This window comes from Variovorax sp. FG153 (assembly GCF_057809595.1).
Window position 1 is genome coordinate 79,643 of sequence record NZ_JBMDKG010000011.1, and the last position, 24,047, is coordinate 103,689.

At 69.0% G+C, this 24,047-nt stretch carries 18 protein-coding genes and 5 tRNA genes; 12 read left to right on the forward strand and 11 right to left on the reverse strand.

The window, feature by feature from the left end:
* Positions 1-10: 10 nt before the first annotated feature.
* From ACODT0_RS14775 to ACODT0_RS14795, 5 genes are all read right to left on the reverse strand, one after another.
* Positions 11-1,003, reverse strand: coding sequence for a tripartite tricarboxylate transporter substrate binding protein (locus ACODT0_RS14775; RefSeq protein ID WP_296738342.1), 993 nt, complete (start codon positions 1,001-1,003; stop codon positions 11-13).
* Positions 1,000-1,791 carry an IclR family transcriptional regulator gene (locus ACODT0_RS14780; protein WP_057594976.1) on the reverse strand — a complete coding sequence of 264 codons (792 nt, stop codon included), beginning with the start codon at positions 1,789-1,791 and terminating at the stop codon, positions 1,000-1,002. The genes ACODT0_RS14775 and ACODT0_RS14780 overlap by 4 nt, the downstream gene beginning before the upstream one ends.
* A gap of 273 nt (positions 1,792-2,064) precedes the next feature.
* Entirely contained in the window at positions 2,065-3,792 is a 1,728-nt protein-coding gene (locus tag ACODT0_RS14785; RefSeq protein WP_489041596.1) for a cobaltochelatase CobT-related protein, read from the reverse strand.
* Positions 3,793-3,804: 12 nt separating this feature from the next.
* Positions 3,805-4,779: an AAA family ATPase gene (locus tag ACODT0_RS14790; protein ID WP_208509764.1), complete on the reverse strand. Its 975-nt coding sequence runs from the start codon at positions 4,777-4,779 to the stop codon at positions 3,805-3,807.
* A gap of 22 nt (positions 4,780-4,801) precedes the next feature.
* Positions 4,802-5,623 carry an IclR family transcriptional regulator gene (locus ACODT0_RS14795; protein ID WP_413762737.1) on the reverse strand — a complete coding sequence of 274 codons (822 nt, stop codon included), beginning with the start codon at positions 5,621-5,623 and terminating at the stop codon, positions 4,802-4,804.
* A 184-nt stretch (positions 5,624-5,807) separates the two neighbouring features.
* Between ACODT0_RS14795 and xsc the strand changes: the two genes are divergently transcribed.
* Both xsc and ACODT0_RS14805 read left to right on the forward strand, forming a co-directional pair.
* Positions 5,808-7,619 (forward strand): sulfoacetaldehyde acetyltransferase, encoded by a 1,812-nt coding sequence (gene xsc, locus ACODT0_RS14800; RefSeq protein WP_489041597.1) that lies wholly within the window; start codon positions 5,808-5,810, stop codon positions 7,617-7,619.
* Between the two features lie 16 nt (positions 7,620-7,635).
* Entirely contained in the window at positions 7,636-8,826 is a 1,191-nt protein-coding gene (locus tag ACODT0_RS14805) for an acetate/propionate family kinase (RefSeq protein ID WP_489041598.1), read from the forward strand.
* Here ACODT0_RS14805 and ACODT0_RS14810 read toward each other — a convergent pair.
* Positions 8,823-9,764: a LysR family transcriptional regulator gene (locus tag ACODT0_RS14810; protein WP_489041599.1), complete on the reverse strand. Its 942-nt coding sequence runs from the start codon at positions 9,762-9,764 to the stop codon at positions 8,823-8,825. The genes ACODT0_RS14805 and ACODT0_RS14810 overlap by 4 nt on opposite strands.
* An 82-nt stretch (positions 9,765-9,846) precedes the next feature.
* On the opposite strand from ACODT0_RS14810, the gene ACODT0_RS14815 reads away from it, so the two are divergent.
* The 4 genes from ACODT0_RS14815 to ACODT0_RS14830 all read left to right on the forward strand — a co-directional run bounded on the left by ACODT0_RS14815 (position 9,847) and on the right by ACODT0_RS14830 (position 15,362).
* Positions 9,847-12,786, forward strand: coding sequence for a molybdopterin oxidoreductase family protein (locus ACODT0_RS14815; protein WP_422096270.1), 2,940 nt, complete (start codon positions 9,847-9,849; stop codon positions 12,784-12,786).
* On the forward strand, positions 12,783-13,562 hold the full coding sequence (locus ACODT0_RS14820) for a 4Fe-4S dicluster domain-containing protein (RefSeq protein WP_489041600.1): 780 nt from the start codon (positions 12,783-12,785) through the stop codon (positions 13,560-13,562). The genes ACODT0_RS14815 and ACODT0_RS14820 overlap by 4 nt, the downstream gene beginning before the upstream one ends.
* A gap of 5 nt (positions 13,563-13,567) precedes the next feature.
* A complete protein-coding gene (locus tag ACODT0_RS14825; protein ID WP_489041601.1) occupies positions 13,568-14,500 on the forward strand; it encodes a dimethyl sulfoxide reductase anchor subunit family protein in 933 nt (310 codons plus the stop codon).
* A gap of 106 nt (positions 14,501-14,606) precedes the next feature.
* Positions 14,607-15,362, forward strand: coding sequence for a helix-turn-helix domain-containing protein (locus tag ACODT0_RS14830; protein WP_422096272.1), 756 nt, complete (start codon positions 14,607-14,609; stop codon positions 15,360-15,362).
* A 67-nt stretch (positions 15,363-15,429) separates the two neighbouring features.
* Here the strand turns inward: ACODT0_RS14830 and ACODT0_RS14835 are convergent, their stop codons facing one another.
* On the reverse strand, positions 15,430-16,914 hold the full coding sequence (locus tag ACODT0_RS14835; protein ID WP_489041602.1) for a carboxylesterase/lipase family protein: 1,485 nt from the start codon (positions 16,912-16,914) through the stop codon (positions 15,430-15,432).
* A gap of 209 nt (positions 16,915-17,123) precedes the next feature.
* Entirely contained in the window at positions 17,124-18,053 is a 930-nt protein-coding gene (locus ACODT0_RS14840; protein WP_296738373.1) for an SMP-30/gluconolactonase/LRE family protein, read from the reverse strand.
* A 110-nt stretch (positions 18,054-18,163) separates the two neighbouring features.
* Here ACODT0_RS14840 and ACODT0_RS14845 point away from each other — a divergent pair, with 110 nt between their 5' ends.
* On the forward strand, positions 18,164-18,817 hold the full coding sequence (locus ACODT0_RS14845) for an alpha/beta fold hydrolase (protein WP_489041603.1): 654 nt from the start codon (positions 18,164-18,166) through the stop codon (positions 18,815-18,817).
* On the opposite strand, the gene ACODT0_RS14850 is transcribed toward ACODT0_RS14845, so the two are convergent.
* Both ACODT0_RS14850 and ACODT0_RS14855 read right to left on the reverse strand, forming a co-directional pair.
* Positions 18,808-19,263 (reverse strand): GNAT family N-acetyltransferase, encoded by a 456-nt coding sequence (locus ACODT0_RS14850; protein ID WP_489041604.1) that lies wholly within the window; start codon positions 19,261-19,263, stop codon positions 18,808-18,810. The two genes, ACODT0_RS14845 and ACODT0_RS14850, sit on opposite strands and share 10 nt — an antisense overlap.
* Before the next feature lie 9 nt (positions 19,264-19,272).
* Positions 19,273-20,229, reverse strand: coding sequence for a phosphate acetyltransferase (locus ACODT0_RS14855; RefSeq protein ID WP_057597032.1), 957 nt, complete (start codon positions 20,227-20,229; stop codon positions 19,273-19,275).
* A gap of 493 nt (positions 20,230-20,722) precedes the next feature.
* Here ACODT0_RS14855 and ACODT0_RS14860 point away from each other — a divergent pair.
* The 5 genes from ACODT0_RS14860 (at position 20,723) to ACODT0_RS14880 (ending at position 21,503) form a co-directional block, all read left to right on the forward strand.
* Positions 20,723-20,799: transfer RNA gene (locus ACODT0_RS14860), tRNA-Leu, on the forward strand.
* Positions 20,800-21,164: 365 nt separating this feature from the next.
* Positions 21,165-21,240: transfer RNA gene (locus ACODT0_RS14865), tRNA-Trp, on the forward strand.
* A 17-nt stretch (positions 21,241-21,257) separates the two neighbouring features.
* A tRNA-Glu gene (locus tag ACODT0_RS14870) sits at positions 21,258-21,333 on the forward strand.
* A gap of 7 nt (positions 21,334-21,340) precedes the next feature.
* Positions 21,341-21,417: transfer RNA gene (locus tag ACODT0_RS14875), tRNA-Arg, on the forward strand.
* A 9-nt stretch (positions 21,418-21,426) separates the two neighbouring features.
* Positions 21,427-21,503 (forward strand) — tRNA-Asn (locus tag ACODT0_RS14880).
* Between the two features lie 18 nt (positions 21,504-21,521).
* Here the strand turns inward: ACODT0_RS14880 and ACODT0_RS14885 are convergent.
* Positions 21,522-22,649, reverse strand: coding sequence for a YadA family autotransporter adhesin (locus ACODT0_RS14885; protein WP_489041631.1), 1,128 nt, complete (start codon positions 22,647-22,649; stop codon positions 21,522-21,524).
* Between the last annotated feature and the right edge of the window lie 1,398 nt (positions 22,650-24,047).

Below are 24,047 nucleotides of genomic sequence, written 5' to 3' on the forward strand. Positions count from 1 at the left end.
AGAAGAAAAACTAGTCGACGCGGATGTTCGCTTCCTTGGCGAGCTTGCTCCAGCGCACGAGTTCCGTGGAGACCACCTTGCCGAGCTGCTCGGGCGTGCCGCCCACGCCTTCGCTGCCCTGGGCCAGCAGCTTGTCGCGGATGTCGGGTTCCTTCACCACCGTGTTGATCACGCGGTTGAGCCGGTCGATCGCGGGTTGCGGCGTCTTCGCGGGCACGAACACCGCGTACCAGGAGTCGACGTCGAAGTCGGGGACGCCGGCCTCCTGCATCGTCGGCACCTCGGGAAAGGCGGCGCTGCGCTTGGTGGTCGACACGGCCAGCGCCTTGAGCTTGCCGGCCTTCACGAACTGCGCCGCGGCGGGAATGGACACCCACAAGAGCGGCACCTGCCCGCCCATCACGTCGACGACCGCCGGGCCGCCACCGCGGTAGGGCACGTGCGTCATCTGCGTGCCGGTGCGCAGCTTCAGCAGCTCGCCCGCGAGGTGGCCGGGCGAGCCGTTGCCCACCGAGGCGAAGGAGATGCTGTCGGGCCTGGCCTTGGCCAGCGCGACCAGCTCGGCCACCGTGCTGGCCGGGAACTGCGGATTCGCCACCAGGATCTGCGGCAGCGAGGCCACCAGGCCCACGGGTGCGAAGTCCTTCGCGGTGTCGAACGAGAGCTTGGCGTAGATCGCGGGGTTGATGGTGTGCGAGGACAGCGTGAACAGCACCGTGTAGCCGTCGGCCGGCGACTTGGCGACGAGTTCGGTGCCGATCGAGCCGGCCGCGCCGCCGCGGTTGTCGATCACGACCGGCTGGCCCAGCAGCGCCTGGAAGCGCTCCTGCACGATGCGCGCGATCACGTCGGTGCCGCCGCCGGGCGGGTAGGGCACGATCAGCTTGATCGGCTTGCTGGGGTAGTCGCTCCCGCTCTGCGCGAACGCGGCCAGCGGCGATGCCAGCGTCGCGGCGGCCAGCAGCCCCGCGCGCAACCAGGGGGCGAACAAGGACAGTCTCATGCGGGTCTCCTTCTCGTTGTGGTGGCGGGGGCGGTGGCGGGGCGGTAGCCCAGCGTGGCGCTGGCGTCGCGCGCGCAGGCCATGATGCGTTCGGAGAGTTCGCGCGCCTGGGTGCGCGCGAAGCGGATGGAGGGCACGCTCATGCCGACGGCGGCCACGGCCGTGCCGCGCGCGTCGAACACCGGCACGCCGAGGCCGCAGACGCCCAGGCGCCATTCCTCGCGGTTCTCGGCATAGCCGCGCGCGCGGCTGCGCTCCAGCTCGGCCTGCAGCGCATCGAAGTCGACGATGCTGTGCGGCGTGTGGGGCTGCAGCGTGCCGAACAGCGCCCGCAGCGCGGCGGCGTCGAGCCGCGCGGCCGCCAGCATCGCCTTGCCCGAGGCCACGCAGCAGGCCGGCGCGCGGCCGCCGATGCGCGAATAGGCGGCCACGGGCAGCGGGCTGTCGAACTTGTCGAGGTAGACGATCTCGGCGCCGTCGAGCACCGCGAGATGGATGGTCTCGCCGCTGGCCTGCGCCAGTGCCGCGAGGTGCGGGCGCAGCAGCGCGCCGATGTCGGCCGCCTCGGAGACCATCGCGCCGAGCTCGAACAGCCGCAGGCTCGGCCGGTAGGCACTGGTGTCGGCGTCCTGCACCGCCCAGCCGCATTCCACCAGCGTCTGCAGCGTGCGATGGGCATTGCTGCGCGCCATGCCGAAGGCATTGGCAACGTCGGTCACGCGGCAGGCGCGTGCCTGGCGCGCCATCCATTCCATGACGGCGAGGCCTTTGGCGAGCGTGGAATCCATGCGTCTCCGTTCGTCCGACTTTTTGCGTGTTCCAAATGTTGGAACAGCGTTCGGATAATTGAAACTCAATGTACAAACGCCGATGACGCTTGTCAACGCGACACTTTCGGCTGACATGGGCTCTGGGAGGCTGTCGAATGCGGGTAGCCGGACGCAGAGGACGCGAAGGTTTCGCGAAAGACGCAAAAGGAACTCAAGAAGAAATCTGGTTTTCCCTTTCGCGTCCTTTGCGAAACCTTCGCGTCCTCTGCGTCCGGAAGTCCGCTCCTGTATTCAGTGCCTATGCCGCCCCGCCATCAACCCGATCACCTCGCGGAAGATCGCATTGCCCGTCGAGGCCGCGAGGTCCAGCACGTGGCTGTGGCTGTAGTAGGGGCTCAGGTCCAGCCCCACGCCGATGCCCGCGATCGCGATGTCGCGCTGCTGCTCCTGGCGCGCCAGCACCTCGCGCAGGTGGTGGTCGAGGTAGTGCGGATCGTTGGCGAGATGGGTCGCGCTGTCCATCGGCGAGCCGTCGGAGATCACGAGCAGCAGCTTGCGCTCCTCGCCGCGCGCGCGCAGCCGCGTGCAGGCCCAGTCCACGGCCTCGCCGTCGATGCCCTCGCGGAACAGCTCGGGCCGCAGCAGCGCGGCCATCGGCGCGCGCGCGCGGCGCCAGGGCGTGCCCGCGGCCTTGAACACCAGGTGGCAGCGCTCGTTGAGCCGGCCCGGGTGCGCGGGCCGGCCCGCGCGCAGCCAGTCTCGCTGCGCGCGGCCGCCGTTCCAGGCGCCGGTGGTGAAGCCCAGCACCTCGCTGGCCACGCCGGCCTGCTCGAGGGCGCGCGCGAGCACGTCGACCAGCATCGCGACCGATTCGGCATGCTCCTTCATCGAGCCCGAGCAATCGATGAGGAAGCTGACCACGCAATCGGCCAACGGCTCCTCGCGCTCGACGCGGAACAGCCGCCGCTCGGCCGGCGAGGCCACGAGCCGGGCGAGCCGGCGGCCGTCGATGCGGCCTTCCTCCTGGCCGCCGTCCCAGCCGTCGCGCTCGGGCACGGCCAGCAGCGCGCGCAGTTCGCGCGCGAGCCGCGCCAGGTTCACGCCCTGCGCCGCGATGCGGCGGTCGAGCCGTTCGCGCAGCTCGGCCAGCAGCTCGCGGCGCACCAGCGTGGCGGCCTCGTGCTCGCGGTCGTATTCGGTGGTGAACACGCGGTAGGCGGCGCCGGCCTCCTCGAGCAGCCGGCTGCGCCCGGACTGCGCGCTGACATGCTGCTCGACGATCTCGCGGTCCATCTCTGCGACCAGGCTGAACACGCTGCGCTTGTCGTCGGTGTCGTTCTGGCGCGCATCGGGTGCTTCGTCATCGCCGCCGGCTTCATGCAGCATCGTGGCGACCGTGCGCGCGATCGCCAGCGCATGCACGGCATACGCGGCCTGGTCGAAGCGATCGCGCCGCAGCCCGCCCAGCGCATGGCCGATGCGCGGCGCCAGCGCGAAGCGCGTGGCCTCGAGCATGTCCTCGGTTTCCTCGACCACCTGCTCGCCGCTCACGCGCGCACGGCAGATCTGCGCCACCGCGTACAGCAGCAGGCCGCGCGCGGTCTCGGTCAGGCCCGAGTGGTGGAAGGCCAGCGACCACTGTTCGTGGCGATGGCGCAGGTTGCGCCGCATGCCGGCCATGGCCTTGGGCACCAGCGCCTCGGCGCGGAACTGCTCGAGCATCTCGAACAGCATGCGCTCCACCGGCTCCTCGGGCTGCAGCGTGCGGTGCAGCGTGGCATCGGAGCCGGCGATGCGTAGCGCGAGGCCATCGGCCACGCCGCGGAACGATTCGAAGTCGTCGGTCTCGGGCGAGGGATGCAGGTGCGGCGCGAACCACGGCAGCGGCATGCGGCCGCGGTGCAGGCGCCGGCCGCGGAAGTGCAGGTCGCGCTCGCCGCTGAAGGCGCGCACCACGCCCGCGCAGAGTTCGGCGACGCGTTCCTCCTGCCGAACCTTGCGGATGTCCTGCTGCGTCATGGCGCGCCGCGCTCAGCCGTCCGCGAGCCGGTGCGATTCCGCGAGCTCGCGGTCGAAGCAGCGCTGGAAGTACTCGGCCACCAGCGGCCGCTCGGCCTCGTCGCACTTGTTGACGAACGAGAGGCGGAAGGCCAGTGCCACGTCCTTGAAGATCTCGAGGTTCTCGGCCCAGGTGATCACGGTGCGCGGCGACATCAGCGTCGACAGGTCGCCGGCCGCGAAGCCCTTGCGCGTGAGGTCGGCCACCGCCACCATCGCCGCGACCGTGGCGCGGCCCGCCGCGTCGGCCAGCGAGGGCACGCGCGCCTGCACGATCGCGATCTCCTCGGCCGTGGGCAGGTAGTCGAGCGAGGCGACGATGTTCCAGCGGTCGATCTGCGCATGGTTGAGCCGCTGCGCGCCGTGATACAGGCCGTTGAGGTTGCCCAGGCCGACCGTGTTGGCGGTGGCGAACAGCCGGAAGAAGGGATGCGGGCGCAGCACCTTGTTCTGGTCGAGCAGCGTGAACTGGCCGTCGCGCTCGAGGATGCGCTGGATCACGAACATCACGTCGGGCCGGCCCGCGTCGTATTCGTCGAAGATCAGCGCCACCGGCCGCTGCAGCGCCCAGGGCACCATGCCTTCCTGGAACTCGGTGACCTGCTTGCCGTCGCGCAGCACCACCGCGTCCTTGCCGACCAGGTCGAGCCGGCTGATGTGGCCGTCGAGGTTGAGCCGCACGCAGGGCCAGTTCAGCCGCGCCGCCACCTGCTCGATGTGGGTCGACTTGCCGGTGCCGTGCAGCCCCTGCACCATCACGCGCCGGTCGCGCATGAAGCCCGCGAGGATCGCGAGCGTCACGTCGGGGTTGAAGCGGTAGACCGCGTCGATCTCGGGCACGTGCGCGTCGCGTTCGGCGAAGGCGGGCACCTGCAGGTCGGCGTCGATGCCGAAGGTCTCGCGCACGCCGACGAGGCGCGTGGGTTGGAGGGCGGCGATATCGTTCATGGGGCGGGTGGGTGTGGGGGTGTCAGGCCTGCGCACGGCGCGCGGGCGCCGCATCGGCATCGATGCGGCTCAGCGCCAGCGCCGCGCGCTGCAGCGCCGGCAGCAGCGTCTTCGCCTTCGCGATGTCGAGCCGCATCACGGGCGCCTGCACCGCGATGCAGAGGTTCGACGGACTCTCGCCCGTGGCCGGCACCAGCGCGGCGATGCACAGCAGGCCGGGCAGGAACTCCTCGTTGTCGATCGCGAAGCCGTTCTTGCGCACGCGCTGGATCTCGGCCTCGAGCGCCGCGGCATCGGTCAGCGTGCTCGCCGTGTAGGCCTCGAGCGAGGCATTCGCCAGCAGCCGGCGGCGCTGCGCCTGGCCCATCTGCGCGAGGAACATCTTGCCGCTGGCCGAGCAGTGCACCGGCACGCGCGAGCCCGGGTGCAGGTAGAAGCGCAGCGGCGCCGCGGTCTCCACGCGGTCGAGGTAGACCACCTCGCTGCCCGAGAGGGCCGTGAGGTTGCAGCTTTCGCCGATTTCCTCGACCAGCCGGCGCAGCACCGTGTGGCGCGCGCCGTGCAGGCTGTCGTTGAACAGCAGGTTCTCGGCCAGCCGGCGCAGCCGCGTGCCCATGCCGTAGTGGCGCCCGTCGCCCTCGCGCTGCAAGAGGCCCGCGCCCTCCATCTGCTGCAGCATGCGGTGCAGCGTGGGCTTGGGCAGGCCGGTCTCCTCCACCAGGCCCTGCAGCGAGTAGCGCTGGTCCTTGGCGGCGATCACCTCGAGCAGCGCGAACAGCCGCATCGCCGGGGTGTCGGCGCCCGTGGCTTCGGTGGCGGGCGGAAGCGACTTGACGATCTTCATGGCGGCGGATCATAGTCCTTTTGCAAAAAATAGAACATTACGTACCGATTTTCGGAATTTGTTTGACGCCGCCCGGCACCCGTCCTATAGTCCGCCCGATTCGCCAACCCCGAAATACGGAACTTCCCGTTCCGGCTTTTTGCAGTCCGCCGTCCAGCCCTTCATCCGCAGGAGACACCGACCCATGAGCAAGCAACCCACCCGCGAAGCCGTCACCGGCGTGCAGAAGATGACGCCCTCCGAGGCCTTCGTCGAGACCATGGTCGCCAATGGCGTGACCGACATCTTCGGCATCATGGGCTCGGCCTTCATGGACGCGATGGACATCTTCGCGCCCGCCGGCATCCGCCTCGTGCCCGTGGTGCACGAGCAGGGCGCGGCCCACATGGCCGACGGCTATGCCCGCGTGTCGGGCCGCCACGGCGTGGTGATCGGCCAGAACGGCCCCGGCATCAGCAACTGCGTGACCGCGATCGCGGCCGCCTACTGGGCGCACAGCCCGGTGGTGATGATCACGCCCGAGACCGGCACCATGGGCATGGGCCTGGGCGGCTTCCAGGAGGCCAACCAGCTGCCGATGTTCCAGGAGTTCACCAAGTACCAGGGCCATGTGAACAACCCCAAGCGCATGGCCGAGTACACCGCGCGCTGCTTCGACCGCGCCATCTCCGAGATGGGCCCGACCCAGCTCAACATCCCGCGCGACTACTTCTACGGCGAGATCACGACCGAGATTCCGAAGCCGATGCGCGTGGAGCGCGGCGCCGGCGGCGAGAACAGCCTCAACGCCGCGGTCGAGCTGCTGGCCAGCGCGAAATTCCCCGTCATCCTCTCGGGCGGCGGCGTGGTCATGGGCGATGCCGTGGAAGAGTGCAAGGCGCTCGCCGAGCGCCTGGGCGCGCCGGTGGCCAACGGCTACCTGCGCAACGACTCCTTCCCCGCGAGCCATCCGCTGTGGGCCGGCCCGCTGGGCTACCAGGGCAGCAAGGCCGCGATGAAGCTGATCGCGCAGGCCGACGTGGTGCTCGCGCTCGGTTCGCGCATGGGCCCCTTCGGCACCCTGCCGCAGCACGGCATGGACTACTGGCCCAAGGAGGCGAAGATCATCCAGGTCGAGGCCGACCACACCAACCTGGGCCTGGTGAAGAAGATCACCGTCGGCATCCACGGCGATGCCAAGGCCACGGCCAAGGCCCTGCTCGAGCGCCTTGCGGCCAAGACCCTGGCCTGCGACGCCACCAAGGCCGAGCGCGCCGCGAAGATCAAGGCCGAGAAGGAGGCCTGGGAGAAGGAGCTCGACGCCTGGACCCACGAGCGCGACCAGTTCAGCCTCGACGTCATCGAGGAAGCCAAGGGCGAGAAGACGCCCACCGGCGGCACCTACCTGCACCCGCGCCAGGTGCTGCGCGAACTCGAGAAGGCGATGCCGCCGCGCGTGATGGTCTCGACCGACATCGGCAACATCAATGCCGTGTCGAACAGCTACCTGCGCTTCGAGGAGCCGCGCTCCTTCTTCGCGCCGATGAGCTTCGGCAACTGCGGCTATTCGCTGCCCACCATGATCGGCGCCAAGTGCGCCGCGCCCGACCGTCCGGCCGTGGCCTATGCGGGCGACGGCGCCTGGGGCATGAGCATGGTCGAGATCATGACCGCCGTGCGGCACGACATTCCCGTGACCGCGGTCGTGTTCCACAACCGCCAGTGGGGCGCCGAGAAGAAGAACCAGGTCGACTTCTACAACCGCCGCTTCGTCGCGGGCGAACTCGAGAGCGAGAGCTTCGCGGGCATCGCCAAGGCCATGGGCGCCGAGGGCATCGTGGTCGACCGGCTCGAGGACGTGGGCCCGGCGCTCAAGAAGGCCATCGACCTGCAGATGAACCAGCGCAAGACCTGCGTGATCGAGATCATGTGCACGCGCGAACTCGGCGATCCGTTCCGCCGCGATGCGTTGTCGAAGCCCGTGCGCTTCCTCGACAAGTACAAGGACTACGTCTGATCGGACGGCGCCGCGCATGACCGACCAGCTGCTCACGCTCAACGCGGGCTCGTCGTCGATCAAGGTCGCGCTGTTCGACGCGGTCGGCGCCGACGGCAGCCTGCCCGCCGCGCACTGGTCGGGCCAGGCCGATGGCCTGGGCGCGGGCCTCGACGCGCGGCTGCGCATCCGCGATGCGCAGGGCCGCACCCTGCACGACGCGAAGCTCGAAGGCGATGCGCGCTCGCACCGCGGCGCACTGGCCGCGCTGCTCGACTGGCATGCGCAACAGGGTGGCGCCGGCCGCATCGCGGGCGTGGGCCATCGCATCGTGCATGGCGGCATGGGCTTCGTGGCGCCGGTGCGCATCGACGACGCCGTGCTCCATGACCTGGCCGCGCTCGAGCCGCTCGCGCCGCTGCACCAGCCGCACAACCTCGCGGGCGTGCGTGCCGCGATGCAGGCCTTCGCCGGCGTGCCGCAGGTGGCCTGCTTCGACACCGGCTTCCATGCGGTGCAGCCCGAACTCAACCGCCGCTTCGCGTTGCCGTGCGAACTGCACGACGCGGGCGTGCGGCGCTACGGCTTCCACGGGCTCTCGTACGAATCGATCGCGCACCAGCTCGCGCGGCAGGCACCCGAGGCCGCGAACGGCCGCGTGATCGTCGCGCACCTGGGCAATGGCGCCTCGATGTGCGCCATCGCGCAGGGGCGGTCGGTCGCCACCACCATGAGCTTCTCGCCGCTCGACGGCCTCACCATGGGAACGCGCTGCGGCCGGCTCGATGCGGCCGTGGTGCTCTACCTGATGCGCTCGCGCGGCATGTCGGCCGACGCGGTCGAGAAGCTGCTGTTCCGCGAATCGGGCCTGCTCGGGCTCTCGGGCGTGTCGAGCGACATGCGCGCGCTCGAAGCATCGGACGCACCCGCGGCCGCCGAGGCCATCGACCATTTCGTCGAGCAGGTGGTGCAGCACATGGGCAGCCTCGCGGCGGCCCTGCGCGGTGTCGATGCGATCGTGTTCACGGGCGGCATCGGCGAGAACGGTGCCGGGTTGCGCGCGCGGGTGCTCGAGGACTGCGCCTGGATGGGGGTGGAGCTCGATGCTGGCGCCAATGCCGGGGGGCAGGCGCGGATCTCGACGGGTAGCAGTCGCGTCGGCGCGTGGGTGCTGCGCACCGACGAGGAAGCGGTGATTGCGCGCCACACGGCGCGTGTGCTCGCCTAAGCCGGCAGCGGCACCACCGCCCCGCGCGGCACGCTCGCGCCGCAATGGCGCAGGAAGTCCGCAGTCGCGCGGCCCAGCAGCTTGTCGCGGTGCATCACGGTCGCGAGCCGGCGCGTGCCCGCGGGCAGCCTCGTGCGCAGCTCGATCAGGTGCCCGTCCTCCAGCGCCTGCGCCACCGTGTAGCGCGAGAGGCACGCCAGCCCCGTGCCCGAGGCCACCACGCGCTTGATGGCCTCGGTGCTGCCGAGCTCGAAACCCACCTGCACCTGCTCGAGGTTCTGGATCAGCCAGGCGTCGGTGACCTGGCGCGTGCCCGAGCCGTGCTCGCGCAGCACCCAGGTGGCCTGTGACAGCTGCCGGTGCGTGGCAACGCGGCCGGCCAGCGCATGGCCGGGCGCGGCCACGATCACGAGCTCGTCGGTGCGCCAGGCGCGCACCACCAGGTCGGGATGGGTCTGCGGCCCCTCGATGAAGCCGACATCGACATCGAAGCCCGCCACCGCGTCGATCACGTCGCGCGTGTTGGCGATGTGCAGGTGCACCTGGCTCTGCGGATGCAGCGCGGTCCAGGCCGACACGCGCTCGGGCAGCAGGTACTCGCCGATGGTGAAGCTGGCCGCCACGCGCAGCGGCGCCGCATGCTCGCCGCTGAACAGGGCCTGCACCTCCGCCGCCTGGTCGAGCAGCGCCTGGGCCTTGGGCAGCAGCGCGCGGCCGTTCTCGTTGAGCACCAGCCGGCGGCCGATGCGGTCGAACAGCAGGGCGCCGACCGAGCCCTCGAGGTCGGCCAGCGCGCTGCTGGCGGCCGATTGCGAACGTGCGATGCGATCGGCCGCGGCACGCGTGCTGCCGCCGCGCGCGGTGGCCACGAAGACCTCGAGCTGGCGCAGGTTGAGGCGCAGGCGGGTCGAGGAGTGCTGATCTGATTTTCCGGTCATCGTGAGCAATATTCTGCGCTTTTCCGTTCGATCGATGCTGCCTACCATCGACCGGGCCACGCTTGAAAACAAAGGACCGCCAGTGTTCAGTTTCCTGTCCCGCGAGCCCGTGCACGACCCGCTGGCGGCGCCCACGCCGACCGACCGGACCGAGGTCAAGACCACCACCTGCTACATGTGCGCCTGCCGCTGCGGCATCCGCGTGCACCTGCGAGAGGGCGAGAACGGGCCCGAGGTGCGCTACATCGACGGCAACCCCGACCATCCGCTCAACAAGGGCGTGATCTGCGCCAAGGGTTCCTCGGGGATCATGAAGCAGGTGTCGCCCGCGCGGCTCACGCAGCCGCTGCTGCGCAAGCCCGGCAGCGAACGCGGCGCCGGCGAGTTCGAGCCGATCGGCTGGGACCGCGCCTTCGAGATCCTGACCGAGCGGCTCGCGAAGATCCGTGCCACCGATCCGAAGAAGTTCGCGCTGTTCACCGGCCGCGACCAGATGCAGGCGCTCACCGGCCTGTTCGCGCGCCAGTTCGGCACGCCCAACTACGCGGCGCACGGCGGCTTCTGCTCGGTCAACATGGCCGCGGGCATGATCTACACCATCGGCGGCAGCTTCTGGGAATTCGGCGGCCCCGACCTCGAGCGCGCCAGGCTGTTCGTGATGATCGGCACCGCCGAGGACCACCACAGCAACCCGATGAAGATCGCCATCAGCAAGTTCAAGCGCGATGGCGGGCGCTTCATCTCGATCAACCCGGTGCGCACCGGCTACTCGGCCATCGCCGACGAATGGATTCCGATCAAGCCCGGCACCGACGGCGCGCTGCTGATGGCGCTGCTGCACGAGCTGATCGCGAGCGAGCTGATCGACCATGCCTTCCTCAAGCGCTTCACCAACGCGCCGCAGCTGGTGGTGCTCGACGACTGCGAGCGCGAGGGCCTGTTCGCCTTCGACCCCGAGCGCGGCCCGCCGGGCGACGGCCGCAACCCGCACAACAAGCTGGTGTGGGACAAGGCCAGCGGCAGCGTGAAGCCGGCCTACCCCGAGGGCATCGCGGACGGCTGCGACCCGGCGCTCGAGGGCCACTACACGCTGGCCGACGGCACGCGCGTCGCGCCCTCGTTCCAGCTGCTGCGCGAGCGCGTCGCGAGCTGCACGCCCGAATGGGCGCAGGCCATCACCGGCATCGATGCGGCGCGCATCCGCAAGCTCGCGCGCGAGATGGGCGAGACCGCGCTGCGCCAGGCCTTCGAGCTGCCGATCGCCTGGACCGATGCCTGGGGCAAGCGGCACGAGACCACGCAGGCGCGGCCCGTGGCCTTCCATGCGATGCGCGGGCTGGCGGCGCATTCGAACGGCTTCCAGACCGTGCGCGCGCTCGCGATCCTCATGAGCGTGCTCGGCACCATCGACGCGCCCGGCGGCTTTCGCCACAAGGCGCCGTACCCGCGCCACATCGTGCCCAACTACCGGGCCTTCAACGACCCCGGGATGATCCAGCCGAACACGCCGCTCAATGCGGCGCCGCTGGGCTTCCCGGCCAGCCCCGACGAGCTCGCGATCAACCCCGACGGTTCGCCGATCCGCATCGACCATGCCTTCTCGTGGGAGCATCCGCTGTCGGCCCACGGGCTGATGCACAACGTCATCACCAACGCGGTGAAGGGCGATCCCTACCGCATCGACACGCTGCTGATCTTCATGGCCAACATGGCCTGGAACTCGAGCATGAACACGATGGCCGTGCGCGAGATGCTCAACCGCAAGGACGAGCAGGGCGAGTACATGATCCCGTTCCTGGTGGTGTGCGACGCCTTCCAGAGCGAGACCGTGGCCTTCGCCGACCTGGTGCTGCCCGACACCACCTACCTCGAGCGCCACGACGCGATGAGCATGCTCGACCGGCCGATCTCGGAGTTCGACGGGCCGGTGGATTCGGTGCGCATTCCGGTGGTGCCGCCCGCGGGGCAGTGCAGGCCGTTCCAGGAGGTGCTGATCGAGCTGGCCTCGCGGCTGAAGTTTCCCGCCTTCACCACGGCCGAGGGTGGCCGCAAGTACGCCGACTATCCCGACTTCGTCGTCAACTTCCAGCCGCAGCCGGGCATCGGCTTCCTGATGGGATGGCGCGGCAAGGACGGCACCGAGCACCTGCGCGGCGAGCCCAATCCGAAGCAGTGGGAGGCCTATGCGCAGAACAACTGCGTGTTCCAGTACCACATGCCCGAGACCATGCACTACATGCGCAACTGGAACCGCGAGTACCTCGACTTCGCGAAGGACAAGGGCTGGCGCCAGCGCAACGACCCGGTGCAGCTCGCGCTGTACTCCGACACGCTGCAGAGCTTCCGCCTCGCCGCGCAGGGCAAGAGCCCGGGCCGTCAGCCGCCCGAGGGCCTGCGCGAGCGCATCGCCACCTACTTCGATCCGCTGCCCTTCTGGTATGCGCCGCTCGAGGAGGCCGCGACCGACACCGCGGCCTATCCGCTCAATGCGCTCACGCAGCGGCCGATGGCGATGTACCACTCGTGGGATTCGCAGAACGCGTGGCTGCGGCAGATCCACAGCCACAACTACCTGCACGTGAATCCCGTGACGGCCGAAGCCGCGGGCATTGCCGATGGCGGCTGGTGCTGGGTCGAGAGCCAGTGGGGCAAGGTGCGCTGCATGCTGCGCTACAGCGAGGCGGTGGAGCCCGGCACGGTGTGGACCTGGAATGCCATCGGCAAGGCCGACGGCGCGTGGCAGCTCGCACCGGGCGCCGACGAGGCGCGCAAGGGCTTCCTGCTCAACCACCTGATCAGCGAGGAGCTGCCGTGCGCGGGCACGGCCAGCGGGCGCATCAGCAATTCGGATCCGATCACGGGCCAGGCCGGCTGGTACGACGTGCGCGTGCGCATCCGGCCGGCCGAGCCCGGCGAGCCCGAGCAGAGCTATCCGCAGTTCGCGAGCATGCCGAGCGCGCCCGGGGTGCGGGGCAAGGCGGCGCAGGTGTTGACGTACTTTGCGGGGAGGGGGCGGAAATGATGCAGTGGTTGAAGGACCTGGTGGCGGGGGCCGCGCAGCCCCAGGCAGTGGCCGGTGCCTCCGGTGCATTCCTGCCAGCCTCCACGGGCGGGGCGGCGACGAGCCAGCGCGCCGAGCCCGGCGAGACCCTCGCCAGGCAGCTCGCCCTCGTGATCGACCTCAACGTCTGCGTCGGCTGCCATGCCTGCGTGACCTCGTGCAAGCAGTGGAACACCTCGGGCAGCGCGGGCCCGCTCGCGGACTTCGAGCCCTACGGCGCCAACCCCACGGGCACCTTCTTCAATCGCGTGCAGACCTACGAGGCCGGTTCGTTCCCCGGCACCGACACCGTGCACTTCCCCAAGAGCTGCCTGCACTGCGAGGACCCGCCCTGCGTGCCGGTCTGTCCGACCGGCGCGAGCTACAAGCGCAAGGAAGACGGCATCGTGCTGGTCGACTACGACAAGTGCATCGGCTGCAAGTACTGCGCCTGGGCCTGTCCCTACGGCGCGCGCGAGCTCGACGAGGAGCGCCAGGTCATGACCAAGTGCACGCTGTGCGTCGACCGCATCTACGACGAGCAGCTGCCCCAGGAAGACCGCAAGCCCGCCTGCGTGAAGGCCTGCCCCACCGGCGCGCGCCTGTTCGGCGACGTGAAGGACCCCGATTCGGAGGTCTCGCGCGCGATCCGCGAGCGCGGCGGCTATCCGCTGATGCCCGAGTGGGAAACCAGCCCCGCCAATCGCTACCTGCCGCGCCGCAACATGGCCGCGCCCGCGCAGGGCACGCCGGAGTAGCGCGCATGCATCCCGCCTTCTCGATCCTCTTCTTCACCACGCTGGCCGGTGCCGCGCAGGGCCTGGTGGCCGCGCTCGCGCTGGCGGTGCTGTTCGGCCTCGGGCTGTCGCCGGCCTTCCTCGGCGGCGCGCTGGCGCTGGCCGAGCTGCTGCTGGTCGCGGGCCTCGCGGCCTCGTTCATGCACCTGGGCCGCAAGACGCGCGCCTGGCGCGCGGTGCTGATGTGGCGCACCTCGTGGATGTCGCGCGAGGTGATCGTGCTGCCGGCCTTCATCGCGCTGGTCGCGCTGTGGTGGCTCGCGCTGCGGCTCGGGGTCGCCGCGCCGTGGTCGGTGCTGCTGCCCGTGCTGGTGCTGGGGGGCGCCATCGCGCTGTGGTACTGCACCGCGATGATCTATGCCTGCCTGCGCTTCATCCAGGAGTGGGCGCATCCGCTGACCATCGCCAACTTCATGCTGATCGGGCTGTCGTCGGGCCTGGTGCTGGCCTGCGCGCTGGCCGCCGTGGCCGGCGAGGCGCGCTTCGTGCAGGCCTTCGGCCCGTGGGCGCTGGCCTTCACGCTCGTGGCCTGGGCCGTGCGCGCGTTCACGCTGCGCCGCAATGCGCGGCTGCGCCCGCGCTCGACCCTGCAGTCGGCCACCGGCATCCGCACGCACAAGCTGGTGCAGAAGTCGATGGGCATGTCGGCGGGCTCGTTCAACACGCGCGAGTTCTTCCATGGCGCCTCGCAGCTCGCGCTGCGCCAGGTCAAGCTGGGCTTCCTGCTGCTGGCCTTCGCGCTGCCCGCGCTGCTGCTGGCCTGGGGCCTCGCGAGCGCGGCCGCGCTGCCGTGGCTGCTCGCGTTGCTGGTGCAGGCGCCGGGATTGCTGGCCGAGCGCTGGTTCTTCTTCGCGCAGGCACGGCATCCGCAGAACCTGTACTACCAGGTCGTGTCGTAGGACCAGCGCCCGTCGTCGGGCTCGCTAGGGGTTAGCACGCTGGCCGGATGCCGGGTGGTGATGCACAAACACGCGTTGCTTTCCGAACGACAGGTTGCCCCCTCCGATGACCGACCACCTGTATTTCTTCAGTGCGAATTCCTACGTCTACGCCTCGCGCAAGGACGACTTCCCCGCCACCTCCAGGCCCCATGCGGTGCTGCTGTTCTCCGTCGACGGCACGCCGCTCACGCTGCGCACGCCGCGGCGTCAGTTCGTGGGCGGCGCGATCGCGGTGGCGCCGCAGACGGTGCGCACGCTGAGCGTGTCGAACGCGGGCCTGGTGAGCATCAACCTGCCGCCGTCCTCGCCCTTCTTCAGCGCCTTCAGCGGCATCGTGCCGCTGGGCGCGCATGTGCTCGAGCGCAGGGCCTTCAGGCCCTTCGACGGCTTTCTCGCGGGCATGTACGAGGGCGCGCGCAAGCCCGCGCAGGCCGAGGAGATCTTTCGCGACCTGGTCTCGACGGCGGTGGAGCAGTTGCCGTGCACGCAGCGCATCGACACGCGCGTGCTGCAGGTGCTGCGCTACCTCGACGAGGAACCCGAGGCCACGCTGGTCGAACTCGCGCGTGCCTTCGAGCTTTCGCCGTACCGCATGTCGCACCTGATCTCCGATTCGCTCGGGCTGTCGTTCCGTGCCTACCAGGGCTGGCGCAAGCAGGTGCGCGTGTGCAAGCTCTTGTACTCAGGCCGCTCGCTCACCGACATCGCGCACGAGGCGGGCCTGAGCGACTCGGCCCATCTCTCGCACTTCTACCGGCACTGGTACGGGCAGAGCCCGTCGTACTCGCGCGACCGCGAGTCGGTGAAGTTCTTCTCCTGAACGCGCCCACCAAAAAAGCCGCCGCGGGGCGAAACCCGCGGCGGCTTTCTTCTTCATGGCGGCGCGTTCAGCGCGGCATCTGCTTCGTCGTCACGGTCGAGAAGCCGGTCTTCACGATCGAGGGAATGCCGATGTCGAGGTACTGGTCGGCATCGTCGTACTTCGGCCAGGTGACACCGATCTTGGCGACGTTGGGATCGCCCGTTGTGGCGAAGCGGGTCCACATGCTCATCACCTCGTCGCTGAGCTTGTAGTCGCGATCGCTCACGCCCGGATCGGGCGGGATGTCGGGGCTCGCGGGCAGCAGCGAGGTGCCGTAGATGCGCCCGACCGTGGCGAGCGAGCCGTACTGGTAGGACACCTCGAGACCGTGGTAGGCCGTCACGCCCGCGTTGGCCCAGTTCACCGGCACGTGCGTGAAGATGTAGGTGTAGATCGGCGACTTCTGCACCTTCACCATCTGCTTGAGGAAGTTGCCGCGCAGCGGGTTGGCCGCCGTGATCTCGGCGCCGCCGTTGCCCACCATGAAGGGCACGTCGCTGTGCTTGTTGTCGAGGATCAGGTTGCCGATGGTGTCGGGCAGCGACCAGTCGTCGACCGTGAAGGCCGTGGTGTAGCCGCTGCCGCTCGCGAACGAGGCCGCGACGATGTCCTGCCACGGCTTCTTGCGCAGCTCGTCGATGGTGGCCGCGCCCACCTTGGCCATCAGCTTCACGCCGTACTGCTCGGTCTGCGCGAGCGGCGTGCCGGCGGTGGTCCAGCCGGCTTCGGCGATGGCACGGTGGAACAGCCCCTTGGCCAGCGGCGAGGCCACGAGCCAGTTGGTCTTCATGCCGCCGCCCGAGTGGCCCCAGATGGTGACGTTGCCCGGATCGCCGCCGAAGCCCTCGATGTTCGCCTGCACCCACTTGAGCGCCGCGACCAGGTCGAGCTGGCCGTAGTTGCCCGAGGACTTGTTGGCCGACTCGGCCGTGAGCGTCGGATGCGCCATGTAGCCGAGCGCGCCGATGCGGTGCTGCACCGTGACCGACACCACGCCGTGATTGGGCAGGTTCGGCAGGTTGTCGCTCGCGCGGTTCACCGAGCCGGTGGTGAGGCCGCCGCCATGGAACAGCACCATCACCGGCAGCTTCTCGCCCTTCTTCTTCGCGGGCGTGGTGATGTTCAGGCGCAGCACGTCCTCGCCCATGCCCGACTCGGGCACGGCGTCGTAGACGGGCGACGCGGGGAAGGGCTGCGGCGCCATCTTGCTGTAGCTGGTGGCGGCATAGACGCCGTCCCACGAGGCCGGCGGCTGCGGCGGCTTCCAGCGCAGGTTGCCGACCGGCGGCGCGCCGTAGGGGATGCCCTTGTACTGGTGCACCCGCGTGTCGCCGTCGCCGACCGTTTCGCCCGAGACCTTGCCCGATGCGGTCTGGATCGGATCGGCGTAGGCGTTCGCGTCCACCGCGGGCGGCGGTGGATTGCCGCCGCCGCCCGATGCCGGCGGCAGCGGTATGAAGCCACCGCCGCCGCCGCCACCACCGCCGCATGCCACGAGGCCCGCGCTCAAAGCGAGGGCCGCCAGCCACCTGATCCCCGTACCTCTGTCCTGACGTTTCATGTCTCCGCACCTGGTTGTTGAGTGAGCCGGCATCGTAGGAACGCAGGTGCGCGCACGCTTGTACCGAGATGCTGTGCTGACGCGGGCGCGACAACAGCAACTCGGTACAAGCGCGAGCGGTGGGAATGTGCTTGCGCGGCACGCGCCGCGCGCGGAGTTCAGGCCTCGTGGTTCAACGCCAGCCCGGGCGTGGGCCAGTCGTCGATCGCGATCAGCCGCCCGCTGCCCGACAGCGTGACGAAGGCGGTGCGCAGGCCGGGGCCGCCGAAGCAGATGTTGGTGGTGTAGCGGTCGGGCAGCGGCAGGTGCTCGACCTGGCCGCCGTCGGGTGCCACGATGCTGATGCCGCCATGCAGCAGCGTCGCCACGCAGAGATTGCCGAGCGCATCGACCGCCATCGAGTCGAAGCGCTGGTAGTGCCCGCCCGGCGAGGCGCAGAGCATGCGCCCGCCATGCGGCGAGGGCCAGCCATCCTTGCGCACGCGACCCGGCGCCACGATGTCGAAGGCCCAGACGCGCGCGCCCTCGGTTTCGGCGTAGTAGAGAGTCTGGCCATCGGGCGACAGCGCGATGCCGTTGGGCGTCATCACGGGCCGCGCGATCGCCTGCGCGGCGGCGCCGTCGGCATGGCCGTAGAACAGGCCGCCGCGGTCCATGTCGCGCTCGCGCACCTTGCCGAGGTCGGTGAAGTAGAAGCCGCCATGCGCGTCGAACACGATGTCGTTGGGCCCGCACAGCGCGCCGCCCTCGACCGTGTCGTAGATCCGCTCCGCGCGGCCGGTCGCGAGGTTCACGCGCTCGATGCGCCCGCCCGAGTAGTCCTCGGCCTGGCCCACGGGCCGCACGCTGCCATCGGCCTCGGTGTGCCACTTGAAGCCGCCGTTGTTGCAGACGTAGACCGCGCCGTCGGGGCCGATCGCGGCACCGTTCGGGCCGCCGCCGAGGTCGGCCACCACCTGCACCAGGCCATCGGGCCGCACGCGCGTGAGCGTGCCGCGCGCGATCTCCACCAGCAGCACCGAGCCGTCGCGCAGGGCGATCGGTCCTTCGGGAAACTGCAGGCCGCTGGCGAGTTCTCGGATCTTCATCGTGTGTCTCCTGGAGGGCGTGGACGGCGAGCCGGCTTCATTGTGCGGTCGGGGCCGCGACGCGACAATGAGAGCCTGTCGAACGCATGCTGCGATGGAGGACACGTCGAATGGCGAAATTCGTTCTGGTGCCGGGCGGCTGGCACGGAGGCTGGGCCTTCGAGGCCGTCGGCCAACTGCTGGCGGGCGAAGGGCACGAGGTGCGCGCGCTCACGCTGTCGGGGCTGGGCGACGAGCCCGCGCGCGGCGCCAACCTCGACAGCCATGTCGACGAGGTGGTGCAGGCGTTGCACGAAGGCGATGCGCCCGCCGTGCTCGTCGGCCATTCGTATGCGGGCATGGTCATCACGGGCGCGGCGGACCGGGCGCCCTCGCGCGTCGGCGCGCTGGTCTATGCCGATGCCTATGTGCCCGCGCATGGCGACTCGGTGTGGTCGCTCACCAGCCAGGCCTATCGCGACCGCTTCATCGCAGGCGTGGCGGCCGATGGCCTGAGCTGCGCGGCGCCGGGGCACCTGGACAAGCGCTGCCGTTCCCATCCCATGGCCACCTTCCTGCAGGCGATCGCGTTGACGGGCGACTGGCGCCAGGTCCGCTGCAAGGCCTACGTGGCCGCCTTCGGCTGGGAAGGCAGCCCGTTCATCGCGCTGTACGAAGCGCTGCGGCAGGACCCCGAATGGATCACGCACCGCCTCGACTGCGCGCACGACATTCCGCGGCTCGCGCCCGAGGCCTTCGCGAAGATCCTGCTGAACTACGCGTAAAGCGTCTTCTGCATGAAGACGCTGAGCGGGTCGTCGGTGTAGCCGCCGAAGGGGCCGCGCCGCTCGTAGCCAAGCGAGGCATAGAGGGCGAGGGCCTCGGGCTGGAACGGACCCGTTTCGAGCAGAAGCAGCTTGCAGCCCGCGTCGATGGATGCGGACTCCAGCGCCTGCAGCAACTGGCGCGCGATGCCCCGGCCCCGAAAATCGGGCGCGACGTACATGCGCTTGATCTCGCCCTCCGCGGCGCCGAGCACCACCGCGCCGCAACCCATGGCCTGACCCGCCTCATCGCGCGCGACGAAGAACAGCACATGGGGCTGCTTCAACGACGCAAGGTCGAGCAGGTGCCGGCTTTCGGGTGGATAGAGCTTGTCCTGGTAGGCATCGAGCTCGGCGATCAGGGCGATCACCTCGGGCTGGTCGGGCGTTTCGCGTGCGATGGTCATCGGCGAAGGCTACCCCACGGCCTTGATGAGCCGGTCGCGTCCCGCCTTCGCGAGCATCGACGCGACGGCGCAGGAGGCCAGCCGTGCCGCTTCCGAATCGGCGCGGCTCGTGAGGATCACCGGCACCTTGGTGCCGAGCACGATGCCGGCCGCATAGGCGCCGCCGAGGAAGGTCAGGCTCTTCGCGAGCATGTTGCCGGCATCGAGGTCGGGCACGATCAGCACGTTGGCGCGGCCCGCCACCGGCGAGACGATGCCCTTGATGCGCGCGGCCTCGGCATCGATCGCGTTGTCCATCGCGAGCGGGCCGTCGAGCTGCGCGCCCGTGATCTGGCCGCGGTCGGCCATCTTGCAGAGCACGGCCGCGTCGAGCGTGGAGGGCACCTTGGCATTGACCGTTTCGGTGGCCGAGAGGATGGCCACGCGCACGGCCGGCATCAGCAGCGCATGCGCGAGGTCGATCGCGTTCTGCACGATGTCGACCTTCTCCTCGAGCGTGGGCGCGATGTTGATCGCGGCATCGGAAATCACCAGCGGCTGCGCATGGCCGGGCACGTCCATCACGAAGCAATGGCTGATGCGGCGTGAGGTGCGCAGGCCGCCTTCGCGGCGCACCACCGCGCCCATGAGTTCGTCGGTGTGCAGGCTGCCCTTCATCAATGCATCGACCTCGCCGCGCAGGGCCATCGCCACGGCCGCGTCGGCCGCGGCATGGCTGTGCGGCGCATCGACGATGGCAATGCCCGAGAGGTCGATGCCGATCTCGTGCGCTGCCGCTTCGATCTTCGCGCGCGGGCCCACCAGCGTGGGCGCGATCAGCCCCAGCGCGGCCGAGGCGAGCGCTGCCTCGAGCGACACGGCATTGGCCGGATGCACCACCGCCACGCGCAGCGGCGGCAGGCCGCGCGCGGTGGCGATCAGGCGGTCGTAGTGCGGATGGGAGGTGGTGGGATGGGGTGCGGCCATGCGGGCAACCTTACTTCAAAATTTTTTCAGCCGGCATGTTGACGGCGGCGTAAAGACTATTTACAGTCCGACTCCTTCGCGCAGCAGACTGCGCATTTTCGATTCCACACGCAGCACCACAGGACCCATCGTGACCACCGCAGCCCGCATTTGCATCGAAAGCCTCCGACCCGTTCCGGTCCGGCCGCTCGTGCGCGCTCTGCTGGCCGTCACGGTCGCTGCATGGCTGAACGAGAACCACAGGCTGCATCCGGGTGGAGGGCGCGCTTAGGCGACGACCTCCCAAGCGCTCTTCACCAAGAGGCCCGGACACCGAAAGGTTCCGGGCCTTTTTGCTTTGGCGCCTCATCACCGAACCCTTGACCCATGCAGCGATCGTGCTGCAGCGCATGAAGCCATAAGCCTCATGCACGCTCCTTCAAAATTCGAAACGCCGAGGCGGGGCCGCGATGGCGCGGCCCCTCGCCTCGGCAAGCAAGAGAAAACACATTCAGCCTCGGTGACGCAATTGGTAGACGTGTCCGCCTTAGAAGCGGAATTCTGGGAGTTCGAGTCTCCCCCGAGGCACCAAATTTCTCTGGGTTTAGGGTCTGTCATCAATCAAACGCCCTCGCGCTGGCCCCGCCATGCGGTGGATACGCGAAGGACGGCGCAGCCCATGGTCGCCCATGGGCAAGCCGGCCGACAAAGTAGCCGCCGTATGGCGGGGCCAGCCCGGAGGGAAGCCCTGTTGCGCGGTGCATTGCGGCGTTGCCCTTCGCTTACGTAGCGCGCTACGCAGCGCTCAGGGCGCCTTGCACTGCCCCGCGCAACAGGGCTTCGCGAGGGCGTTTGATTGATGACAGACCCTATGTCAATCAGGTAGACGGCCTGCCCTGGAAGCAGGAGGCTGCAGGTTCGAATCCTGCCACCCAGACCATCTTCGTTCTTATCGTGCGTGTGTAGCTCAACTGGCAGAGCACTGGTCTCCAAAACCAGCGGTTGAAGGTTCGATTCCTTCCGCGCGCGCCACCTCTTTTTCCTTCTGCGTCTCGTTCGTCTAGCGGTGAGGACGCCGGACTTTCACTCCGGAAATCGCGGGTTCGAATCCCGCACGAGACGCCATCCTCATCCCGCGTTAGCTCAATGGATCAGAGCACCTGCCTACGAAGCAGGGGGTTGCACGTTCGAGTCGTGCACGTGGGGCCATTCTCTTTTTCCCCGGTAGCTCAGCTGGTAGATGCGGCGCACTGTTAATGCGCAGGTCACACGTTCGAACCGTGTTCGGGGAGCCATCTTGCGGCGGGCGCGCATCACCACTCGTACCCCACGCCCACGCCCAGGCTCGTCTTTTTGCCGCTGAAGCCGCCATTGACCTTGTAGACCCAGTTGCCGTCCTTGGTGCGGTACGAGTAGCCGAAGGCCAGCGCGCCATAGCCAGAGTAGGAGCCCACGCCCAGCGACATCAGATTCTTCCCCGGCGTCATGGCCTGGGGCAGGCTGCTCATCGCGCTCGCGATGGCCACGCCGCTGTAGGCGATTCCCGCGGTCTCGCTCACCTGGTTCTGTACCTGCGAGAGTTGCTGCAGGTTCACCGCATCGCCCGGCAACACGCCCGGCGCCACGTTGCCGATGCGCGTGCCGCCCGGTGCCTGGCCGCCGCCCAGCGTGATCTCGTTGTAGTTGACCGAGCCGTCGGGGTTGGTTGCGTACTGAACGCTGCCGGCCTTGACCGTGTTGGCCGTGGCCTTGAGTTGCGCCACGTTGGTGGCGTCGCTGTCGGCCGTGCCCGCGGCCACCCCGGTGATCTGCCGGAACCGGCCCTTGGCCGCGTCGCCCACCGACACCGCGGCCTGCGTGCTCGTCGTGGCCCGGATGGCCGCGGCCTGCTCCGAGGTGGCGCTCGGCGGCACGTAGCCGGCGATGCCTGCGGCCGTCGATGCGACCGAGCCCGCGCCGAGTGCCACGCCACCGGCCTGCATGGCCACCGCACCGAATCCGATGGCGGTGCCTTGCGATGCACTCGACTGCGCCCCGGTACCGACCGCGATGGCGCCGTCTCCCGTGGCCTGCGCGCCGAAGCCCATGGCCACGGAGCCGTTGCCTATCGCCTTCGCGCCGTTGCCGGCTGCAAGGGCGTTGTCGCCCCTGGCCACCGACTGCGGCCCGATCGCCACCGACTCCTGGCCGATGGCCTGCGAATCGGCGGCCTTCGAGTTGGCGTGGAAGTACTTCGTGCCGTTGTCGTAGATGTCGGTCACGCGGCTGTTGGCGGTGCTCAGTCCCGTCGACAGGCTGCCGATGCCGCTGACCGAGCCGCTGATGCTCGTCGACAGGCTGTGGAGGTTGCTGTTCGTCGTGCTCAGTCCGCTCGAGAGGCTTTGGATGCCGCTGGTGGCGGTACTCAGGCCGGTGGAGGTCGAGGTCGACAGGCTCGCCACTTGGCTGTTGGTCGTGCTCAGTCCCGTCGACAGGCTGCCCAGATGGCTGTTCGTGGTGCTGAGGCCGGTCGAGAGGCTGTCGATGCTGCTCGTGGCGGTGCTCAGGCCGGTCGAGGTGGAGGTCGAAAGGCTGGCGATGCTGCTCGTCGCCGTGCTCAGGCCGCTCGACGTGGAGGTCGACAGGCTGTCGATGCGGCTCGTGGTCGTGCTCAGGCTGCTCGAGGTGGAGGTCGAGAGGCTGTCGATACGGCTCGCGGTGGTGCTCAATCCGCTCGAGGTGGACGTCGACAGGCTGCCGATGACGCTGTTGGTCGTGCTCAGGCCGATCGACAGGCTGCCGATGCCACTGGTGACGGTGCTCAGACCGATCGAAAGACTGCCGATCGAGCTGGCGGTCGTGCTCAGGCCCGTGGAGGTCGATGTGGACAGGCTGTCGATGCTGCTGGTTGCGGTGCTCAGGCCTGTCGAGGTCGAGGTGGAAAGGCTGCCGATGGCGCTGGCTGCCGTGCTGAGACCGGTTGACGTCGATGTGGACAGGCTGTCGATGCTGCTCGTTGCAGTGCTGAGGCCCGTGGAGGTCGATGTCGACAAGCTGCCGATCGAACTCGTTGCGGTGCTCAGGCCACTCGAGGTGGATGTAGAGAGACTGTCGATGCTGCTGGTTGCTGTACTCAGACCCGTGGAGGTCGAAGTGGACAGGCTGCCGATCGAGCTCGTCGCGGTGCTCAAGCCGGTCGACGTCGAGGTCGAAAGGCTGTCGATGCTGCTGGTTGCCGTGCTCAGGCCTGTAGAGGTCGAGGTGGACAGACTGTCGATGGAACTCGTCGCCGTGCTCAGGCCAGTCGATGTCGAAGTCGACAGGCTATCGAGGCCGCTGATCGCCGTGCTCAGACCCGTGGAGGTCGAGGTCGACAGGCTGTCGATACCGCTGATCGCTGTGCTTAGACCCGTCGAGGTCGAGGTGGACAGACTGCCGATCGAACTGGTCGCGGTGCTCAAGCCGGTCGACGTGGATGTTGACAAGCTATCGATGCCGCTGGTCGCCGTGCTCAGACCTGTGGAGGTCGAGGTCGACAAGCTGTCGATCGAACTGGTCGCGGTACTCAGTCCGCTAGACGTGGACGTCGACAGGCTCTCTATGCTGCTGGTTGCAGTGCTGAGGCCCGTGGAAGTCGAAGTGGACAGACTGCCTATGGAACTTGTCGCCGTGCTCAAGCCAGTCGACGTTGAGGTCGAAAGGCTGTCGATGCTGCTCGTCGCAGTGCTCATGCCCGTAGAGGTCGACGTGGACAGACTATCGATGGAGCTCGTCGCCGTGCTCAAACCACTCGAGGTGGATGTAGAGAGACTGTCGATGCTGCTGGTCGCCGAGCTCAGACCCGTGGAGGTCGAGGTCGA

Coding starts and splice junctions, on each gene's coding strand:
- xsc (WP_489041597.1), top strand. CDS start 5,808: ATGAGCAAGCAACCCACCCGCGAAGCCGTCACCGGCGTGCAGAAGATG.
- ACODT0_RS14825 (WP_489041601.1), top strand. CDS start 13,568: ATGCATCCCGCCTTCTCGATCCTCTTCTTCACCACGCTGGCCGGTGCC.
- ACODT0_RS14790 (WP_208509764.1), bottom strand. CDS start 4,779: ATGAACGATATCGCCGCCCTCCAACCCACGCGCCTCGTCGGCGTGCGC.
- ACODT0_RS14810 (WP_489041599.1), bottom strand. CDS start 9,764: ATGACCGGAAAATCAGATCAGCACTCCTCGACCCGCCTGCGCCTCAAC.
- ACODT0_RS14785 (WP_489041596.1), bottom strand. CDS start 3,792: ATGACGCAGCAGGACATCCGCAAGGTTCGGCAGGAGGAACGCGTCGCC.
- ACODT0_RS14845 (WP_489041603.1), top strand. CDS start 18,164: ATGGCGAAATTCGTTCTGGTGCCGGGCGGCTGGCACGGAGGCTGGGCC.
- ACODT0_RS14855 (WP_057597032.1), bottom strand. CDS start 20,229: ATGGCCGCACCCCATCCCACCACCTCCCATCCGCACTACGACCGCCTG.
- ACODT0_RS14805 (WP_489041598.1), top strand. CDS start 7,636: ATGACCGACCAGCTGCTCACGCTCAACGCGGGCTCGTCGTCGATCAAG.
- ACODT0_RS14840 (WP_296738373.1), bottom strand. CDS start 18,053: ATGAAGATCCGAGAACTCGCCAGCGGCCTGCAGTTTCCCGAAGGACCG.
- ACODT0_RS14850 (WP_489041604.1), bottom strand. CDS start 19,263: ATGACCATCGCACGCGAAACGCCCGACCAGCCCGAGGTGATCGCCCTG.
- ACODT0_RS14780 (WP_057594976.1), bottom strand. CDS start 1,791: ATGGATTCCACGCTCGCCAAAGGCCTCGCCGTCATGGAATGGATGGCG.
- ACODT0_RS14795 (WP_413762737.1), bottom strand. CDS start 5,623: ATGAAGATCGTCAAGTCGCTTCCGCCCGCCACCGAAGCCACGGGCGCC.
- ACODT0_RS14830 (WP_422096272.1), top strand. CDS start 14,607: ATGACCGACCACCTGTATTTCTTCAGTGCGAATTCCTACGTCTACGCC.
- ACODT0_RS14775 (WP_296738342.1), bottom strand. CDS start 1,003: ATGAGACTGTCCTTGTTCGCCCCCTGGTTGCGCGCGGGGCTGCTGGCC.
- ACODT0_RS14820 (WP_489041600.1), top strand. CDS start 12,783: ATGATGCAGTGGTTGAAGGACCTGGTGGCGGGGGCCGCGCAGCCCCAG.